The sequence below is a fragment of the Arthrobacter sorbitolis genome (assembly GCF_054510995.1).
Map to the genome: position 1 here is coordinate 130,523 of NZ_JBTNDM010000008.1, position 7,341 is coordinate 137,863.

Genomic DNA, 7,341 nt, shown 5'->3' on the forward strand with positions numbered 1-7,341 from the left:
TGCGCCTGTCCATCAGACCTTGGAGACTCAATGAAGATCGCACTCGACCCCACCCCCTTCCATGCGACGCACCGGCTACTCGACTTCCCGCGCCTGGTGGCGGATCTCGGCTACGAGCACTTCCAGCTCACCCCGCACCCCGATTTCCTCCCGTTCTTCCGCCACCCCAAGGCCGACGACGGTCTCGTGGCGGACCTCAAGAAGGCCTGCGGCGACGCAGGTGTCGGCATCGCCTCGGTGCTGCCCGTGCTCCGGTGGGCCTCCCCCGATGAGGAGCAGCGCCAGGCCGCGGTCCGTAAGTGGAAGCGCGCCATCGAGCTCACCGTCGGCCTCGGGGTCGACGTCATGAACACCGAGTTCTCGGGACGCCCTGAGCAGGCCGAGAAGTCGGAGGACGCGTTCTACCGCTCCATGGAGGAGCTGCTGCCCATCATCGAACGGGAGGGCATCGACGTGCGGATCGACCCGCACCCGGACGACTTCGTGGAGGACGGGCTCGAGGCGCTGCGCGTGATCCGCGGACTGAACTCGGACAACATCGGCTTCGTCTTCGTCGCGTCCCACACCTTCCACATGGGCCACTCCACGCAGGAGATCATGCGGGCCGCCGGCGACAAACTCCGCCTGGTGCACATCTCGGACACGATGGACCACACCGCCTCTCACGGGCTGCGATACATCACCAACCCGCCCGGGAACGCCGTCAGGGTCCACCAGCATCTCCGGATCGGTGATGGCGACGTCGACTGGGACGTGTTCTTCACCGAGCTCGGCAGGACGGGCTTCTACGACCGCGACGACACCGTCGCCGTGTCGAGCGTCTTCGCCGAGAACGAGCGGGCCGAGGATGTCTCCCGCGACCAGCTCGCCACCATCGCCGCGTCGATCGAGCGGACCCGGTCATGACCGGGCTCGCCGGGGCTCCTGGACACACGACAGGGGTGACACCATGACGTCCTCGTCCGTCTCCGGGCCGGCGACTCCGGCCGCGGACGCGCCGAAGGGCAGCCAGGACAAGTTCCTGCGCCGCGTGACCTGGATCGCGACCCTGGGCGGCCTGCTCTTCGGCTTCGACACAGGTGTCATCAACGGGGCCCTGCCCTTCATGGAGGAGGATCTCGGGCTGACGCCGTTCACCGAAGGGCTGGTCGCCAGCTCGCTGGTGTTCGGTGCGGCGTTCGGCGCCGTGACCGGTGGCCGCCTCGCGGACCGCTACGGGCGCAAGCGCATGATCATCGTCCTGGCCATGATCTTCCTCGTCGGAACACTGGGTGCGTCCTTCGCCCCGAACGTGGTCGTCATGGTCGCCTCACGCCTCGTGCTGGGGTTGGCGGTCGGTGGGGCGTCGGTCATGGTCCCGATCTACCTCGCGGAACTCTCACCTGCTGCGCGACGCGGCCAGATGGTGACGCGGAACGAACTGATGATCGTCACCGGACAGCTGATCGCCTTCACCACCAATGCGGCCATCGGCAACACCTTCGGGGAATCGGACGGCGTGTGGCGGTGGATGCTGGTCATCGCCACCATCCCAGCGATCGGTTTGTGGATCGGCATGAACTTCGTGCCGGAAAGCCCGCGATGGCTCGCCTCCACCGGCAACTTCGGTGCGACGCTGTCCGTGCTGCAGCAGATCCGCGAGAGGGAAGCGGCGCGCCAGGAGTTCGAGGAAGTGCAACGCCTCGCCGTCGAGGACTACAAGGCCAAGATGGGCACGTTCAAGGACCTGAGCGAGCCGTGGCTCAAGCGTGTCTTCGTCGTGGGACTGGGTCTCGCGGTGATCCAGCAGATCACCGGCGTCAACTCGATCATGTACTACGGCACCCAGATCCTCACCGACGCGGGCTTCGGCGCCCAGGCGGCACTGACGGCGAACATCGCCAACGGTGTGATCTCCGTCGCCGCGACCTTCCTGGGCATCTGGCTCCTCGGCCGGGTGGGCCGCCGGCCCATGCTGATGGTCGGCCAGCTCGGGACGACGACGGCCCTCGCGGCCATCGGTATCTTCTCGCTGATCCTGCCCGAGGGGACCGCCCGCGGCTTCGTGATCCTCGCGTTCACGGTCACCTTCCTGGCCTTCCAGCAGGGCGCCATCTCCCCGGTGACCTGGCTGATGCTCTCGGAGATCTTCCCGCTCAGGATCCGCGGCATGGGCATGGGAATCTCCGTGTTCGTCCTCTGGATGGTCAACTTCGCCGTCAGTTTCAGCTTCCCCATCCTGGTCAGCGCCATCAGCATCTCGAACACGTTCTTCGTCTTCGCGGTACTGGGTGTCGGGGCGATCCTCTTCGCCTACAAGTTCATCCCCGAGACGCGCAACAAGTCGCTCGAGGAACTCGAGCAGGAATTCAAGGGGCAAGTCGACGCCTGATCCGCGCTTCAGCCAGAGGAAGGGCCCGTCCAGCACATTCGGACGGGCCCTTCCTCCTCCTGAAGCAGTTACGCGGTGAACGGCAACCGGGGGTCAACCGGCTGATCGTCCCAGGTGGAGCGGACCCAGCCGTGGTGAGGATCATCGCTGATCAACCATTCCCGCACCGGTCCTGGACCGGCCATCACGTTGAGGTAGTAGAGGTCGTACCCGGGCGCCGCCATGGCCGGTCCGTGCCAGCCGTAGGGCACCAGGACGACGTCGCCTGTGCGTACCTCCGCCGCGACGTCGATGGGCCGCTCGTCGGAGGCGTAGACGCGCTGGTAGCCGATCGGATCGCCTGCCCCCTCGGGACCCGGGCCGGGGGAGCGACGGGTCTCGAAATAGTAGATCTCCTCGAGGTTCGTTTCTCCGTCTTTTTCCTCGTCGTGCTTGTGAGGTGGGTAGGAGGACCAGTTCCCTGCAGGGGTGAGGACCTCGCACACGATGAAGCGGTCGGCTTCCAGCGCCGCCGGTGTCCCGAAGTTGTGGACCTGGCGGGAGCAGTTACCCGCCCCACGCAGCTCGACGGGGATGTCCGCGGCGGCGATGAGCCGTACCGGGTACTCCGCCCGCGCCGGAGCTGTCGCGACAGCCACCCGGCCGCCCGCTGCAGAGGTGATGCTGACGGGCTTCCCGACGCCCGAGTACAGGACGTCGGAGGGCCCGGCGAAGACCGTGCTGCGGCCCTCGAGCTGGTACTCCTCACCCTGCACCGTGACCTGGAAGGCGCCGCCGAGGGGCACGACGATCCGTTCCTCATCCGCCGCCGGCAGATCGATCGTCGCACCGGAGGCCAACGTGGCTACCCGGAGACCCGTGTGCTTCCAACCCTCGACGGCCGTTGAACCTGCGGTCCCCAGTGCCACATCCCATGCACCCTCTGCTGCTGTGCCCAGGGGATAAACCCATTCCGTCATGGCATGTCCTTTGCGTGTCGCCGGTAGGTGTCTAGCGGTTGACCAGTGTCATCTCGAAGCTGTAGGAATCTGCGCGGTACACGTGGTGGCCCACCTCGATGTTCCGCCCGATGTCATCGACAGCGGTGCGGTCCATCGTGACCAGGGCCGACCCCGGCTGCACGCCGAGGAGATCCGCTTCGTAGTCGTTGCAGGTCCGCGCGCCGATCCGCTGCTGCGCGAGACGGAAGTTGATCCCGGCAGCACGAAGCACCTCGTACAGCCCGCGCTCGGTCAGCGTGCGCTCGTCCAGGTCCGCCACGTCGTCACGAACCCAGTTCTCCATGAGCGCGAGGGGTTTTCCCTCCATCAGACGCAGGCGCACCAGGTGGTACACCCGGGCTCCGGGATCCAGGTTCAGCATGTCCCGTACGGCCTCATCTGCTGCGATGTGGGAGAACGAAAGGATCCTGCTGGTCGGTTTCTTGCCCGACGTCTGCAGGTCGTCGAACAGGCTCGAGAGCTCGAGGTGTCGTTTGACCTGGCTGGCGACCACCTGCGTCCCGACACCGCGTTTCCGCACGAGCAGTCCGGAGCGGACGAGTTCGTCCATGGCCTTCCGCATCGTCGGCCGGGACAGGCTCAGCTCTGCAGCGAGGGAGATCTCGTTGTCCAGCTTGCTGCCGGGCGCGAGCTTCCCACTACGGATGGCGGCTTCGATTCCCTGTGCCACCTGGTGGTACAGGGGGACCGGCGAGGACCGATCGATCTCTAGACGCAACGTACTCAGCCCCTTGTTGCTCGGCACGTCCGGTCCCTTGAAGGCCGCAGGCGCCGGACCCGAAGGTCGCGGAACCCGGTCCTTTAACCGGACAATGTCCCTCAGACGATACCCCACAGGAGGGCGCCCGCGTCAGTGCCGACCGCGCGTCGCCTCGCAGATGTGTCCCGGGTGACCGCCTCGAGAGGGCTTGCCGCCTTCAAAATGTTTGTCCTAACATTCGGTTAAACTATTGACCGAATGTCAGCCAGGAACCTACAGTGAATCGTGTGAGCTACGGCACAGTGAGGATCCACTGGCCCGTCCTCACCGCATCGCCTTGATCCGCTCCCGCTGTGGAGCACAGGCACATCGAGTCACTTCCTCCGGGATGCGGCTCCGAGCTTCTTCAGCGTGTGAGTTCCTCTCGCCGGCGCGCTTCCGGCACCTACTTCTGAAACGAGACCACAATGTCGTTGCGTCTTCCGAAACCCCCGGCCGTTGCCGACAGCGGCGCCCACCGGGGATACCTGATCCGCCTCACCGCCATCTCGACGCTGGGCGGCCTCCTCTTCGGGTACGACACCGGCGTCATCTCCGGTGCCCTGCTCTACATGAACGATTCCCTGGACATGAACGCCGTCGAAGAAGCCTCGGTCGTGAGTTCCCTCCTGTTCCCGGGCGCAGCGCTCGGCGCACTCGCCGGCGGCCGCCTCGCAGACCGGATCGGACGACGGGGAACACTGCTCGTCTGCGCCGTCCTGTTCCTCATCGGAGCGCTCGGCTGCGCCTTCGCTCCCACGGTCACCTTCATGATCGTGGCTCGCATCGTCCTGGGACTGGGTGTCGGCGCGGCAGCCGTCACCTGCCCGCTCTACCTCGCGGAGATGGCGCCGACCCACCTGCGCGGGCGGATGGTGACCATCAACGAGCTGATGATCGTCACCGGTCAGATGCTCGCCTTCGCCATCAACGCGCTCCTCGACGCGGTCCTGGACGACCCGCAGGTCTGGCGCCTCATGCTGGGCGTGGCATCCGTGCCGGCGATCGCACTGCTCGTCGGCATGCTGCTCCTGCCGGAATCCCCTCGCTGGTACGCGCTGCGCGGAAAGCTCGATGACACCCGCAGGATCCTCGACAAGAGCCGCAGCCCCCAGGAAGCCGAGCGTGAGTACCAGGAGATCGTCGACGCGTCTGCGGTCGCCCGCAGAGAGCGCGGCCAGGTATGGCGTGACTTGAAGGAGAATCCGTGGATGCGGCGTCTGCTCTGGACGGGCATCGGGCTGGCGATCATCCAGCAGGCAACAGGCATCAATACCGTCAACTACTACGCACCGACCATCCTCGAGCAGAGCGGCCTCGGCGTCCTCGCGTCACTGGTCGCAACCATCGCTGTGGGCGTGACATCCGTGATCATGACGATCGTCGGTATCTGGCTCCTCGGCTTCGTCGGCCGCCGACGCATGCTCCTCATCGGGTTCGCAGGCGTCGCCGCATCGCAGGCGATCCTGGCAGTGGTCTTCCTCCTGCCGCCCTCGGATCTTGTCAGCTACATCATCCTGGCCGCCATGATGCTGTTCGTCGCTTTCGTGCAGTGCTTCATCGGCACCTGCGTATGGCTCCTCCTCTCGGAGATCTTCCCCATGGCCATCCGCGGCTTCGCCATGGGCCTGGCAGTCTTCGCCCTCTGGACCGTCAATGCGGCCATCTCCTTCCTGTTCCCGATCGTGAACGAGAACCTCGGGTCGACGGGAACCTTCTCACTTTTCGTGGCCGTGAACATCGTCTCGCTCCTCTTCGTCCGCAAGTTCGTGCCGGAGACGAAGGGACATTCCCTGGAGGACCTCGAAACCCGGTTCCGCACCGAGGGCGAGGCCGCACGGGTGTCCTAGCACTCTCGACGCGGAGTGGGGATCAGAACCGATCCTCGGCCTTCCCATCCAGTCGTTGCGCTCCCAGCCGAAGTCGACGAGATCATTCTTTCGACTTGCTCTGGGAGCGCAGCCTCGAACGCACCTGCACCTCGATCGGACACGCCGATACCCTTCCGGTTCAATCCCGGAACCGGTAGGGCAAGGTCGACGTGGTGCCTCTGAAGTCCGGTTGCCTTCAATGACAGCCCACCATCCGAAAGACGGTTTCCCATGAAGCTCGGCGTCTACAACGCGATCCTGCATGACAGGCCACTCAGTGAGGCGCTGACTGTCATCGCCGACCTCGGCCTCACAGGAATCGAACTCAACTCCGGAGGTTTCCTCCCCCCTGTCCACATCCCCACCTTCGACCAGATTCTCCAGAGCGACACGGCCCGTGATGACTACCTCGCCATCTTCGACGGCACAGGGGTGTCCATTGCCGGCCTCAACTGCAACGGGAATCCACTCCACCCGAACCGTCTCATCGGCGACAAGCACGCTGAGGACATCCGGCGCTCCATCCGCCTGGCGCACCGGCTGGGCCAGAAGCGCGTGATCACCATGTCGGGCCTGCCGGGCGGTGAGATCGGTGCCACTGTGCCCAACTGGGTCGTGAACGCCTGGAATTCGGCCGCGCTGGATGTCCTGGACCACCAGTGGTCCATAGCCGCCCCGTTCTGGAAGGAGATCGACCACCTGGCCCGGGAGTTGGATGTCAGGGTCGCCCTGGAGCTACACCCGCAGAATCTCGTCTTCAATCCCGCCGACGTCCACAGGCTCGTGGAGCTCACCGGGGCTACCCACATCGGGGTCGAGCTCGACGCATCGCACCTGTTCTGGCAGCAGATGGATCCCGTCGCAGTCATCCGTGAGCTCGGGCCGCTGGTCTTCCAGGCTGCGGCGAAGGACGTCCGGATCAACCCCAGGGCCGCCTCGCTCTACGGCGTGCTCGACAACAGGTTCCGCCGGTTGTCGCCCGAGGAAAGCCGCACCAACCTCGGCGAGAACGAGTGGGTCAATGAATGGCCCAAGGACGCCGCCTGGGACTTCGTCGCCCTCGGAAAGGGTCATGACGTCGCCTATTGGACGGAGTTCCTGCGTGCACTCCACGAGGTGGATCCGGAGATGCTCGTCAACATCGAGCACGAGGACGTCGAGCTCGGCCGCATCGAGGGCCTGAAAGTGGCCGCCAAGGTCCTCCGTGAGGCCGACGCGGCTCTCACCATCGCCGTGTAGGACTGGCTGCGCACGGGAGGTTCGGTGCAGCCCTTGGTGGGGAAAAAGGCGAGAAGGAACCAAAAAGAAACACAAGAAGAAAAAAACCGGCGCAAAGAGCAACCAACACAACAAAAACAC

Annotated in this window: 6 protein-coding genes; 4 read left to right on the top strand and 2 right to left on the bottom strand. The window is 65.2% G+C overall.

Annotation, left to right across the window (positions count from 1 at the left end; translation table 11 throughout):
• The first annotated feature begins 30 nt into the window (after positions 1-30).
• Positions 31-906 (top strand): sugar phosphate isomerase/epimerase family protein, encoded by an 876-nt coding sequence (locus ACX80K_RS13940; RefSeq protein ID WP_459272490.1) that lies wholly within the window; start codon positions 31-33, stop codon positions 904-906.
• A 43-nt stretch (positions 907-949) separates the two neighbouring features.
• Positions 950-2,371, top strand: a complete 1,422-nt coding sequence (locus ACX80K_RS13945; RefSeq protein ID WP_459272491.1) for a sugar porter family MFS transporter — start codon at positions 950-952, stop codon at positions 2,369-2,371.
• A 68-nt stretch (positions 2,372-2,439) separates the two neighbouring features.
• On the opposite strand, the gene iolB is transcribed toward ACX80K_RS13945, so the two are convergent.
• Positions 2,440-3,330 (bottom strand): 5-deoxy-glucuronate isomerase, encoded by an 891-nt coding sequence (gene iolB / locus ACX80K_RS13950; protein ID WP_459272492.1) that lies wholly within the window; start codon positions 3,328-3,330, stop codon positions 2,440-2,442.
• Between the two features lie 31 nt (positions 3,331-3,361).
• The gene (locus ACX80K_RS13955) at positions 3,362-4,117 is read right to left on the bottom strand and encodes a GntR family transcriptional regulator (protein WP_459272493.1); all 756 of its coding nucleotides are present in this window, start codon (positions 4,115-4,117) and stop codon (positions 3,362-3,364) included.
• Between the two features lie 422 nt (positions 4,118-4,539).
• Here ACX80K_RS13955 and ACX80K_RS13960 point away from each other — a divergent pair, with 422 nt between their 5' ends.
• Positions 4,540-5,961 carry a sugar porter family MFS transporter gene (locus ACX80K_RS13960; RefSeq protein ID WP_459272494.1) on the top strand — a complete coding sequence of 474 codons (1,422 nt, stop codon included), beginning with the start codon at positions 4,540-4,542 and terminating at the stop codon, positions 5,959-5,961.
• 252 nt (positions 5,962-6,213) lie between these two features.
• The gene (locus tag ACX80K_RS13965; protein ID WP_459272495.1) at positions 6,214-7,221 is read left to right on the top strand and encodes a sugar phosphate isomerase/epimerase family protein; all 1,008 of its coding nucleotides are present in this window, start codon (positions 6,214-6,216) and stop codon (positions 7,219-7,221) included.
• The last annotated feature ends 120 nt before the right edge of the window (positions 7,222-7,341 follow it).

What these genes read in the sequence shown, in the direction of transcription:
- ACX80K_RS13945 (WP_459272491.1), top strand. Translation starts at nt 950, where the DNA reads ATGACGTCCTCGTCCGTCTCCGGGCCGGCGACTCCGGCCGCGGACGCG.
- ACX80K_RS13960 (WP_459272494.1), top strand. Translation starts at nt 4,540, where the DNA reads ATGTCGTTGCGTCTTCCGAAACCCCCGGCCGTTGCCGACAGCGGCGCC.
- ACX80K_RS13965 (WP_459272495.1), top strand. Translation starts at nt 6,214, where the DNA reads ATGAAGCTCGGCGTCTACAACGCGATCCTGCATGACAGGCCACTCAGT.
- ACX80K_RS13940 (WP_459272490.1), top strand. Translation starts at nt 31, where the DNA reads ATGAAGATCGCACTCGACCCCACCCCCTTCCATGCGACGCACCGGCTA.
- iolB (WP_459272492.1), bottom strand. Translation starts at nt 3,330, where the DNA reads ATGACGGAATGGGTTTATCCCCTGGGCACAGCAGCAGAGGGTGCATGG.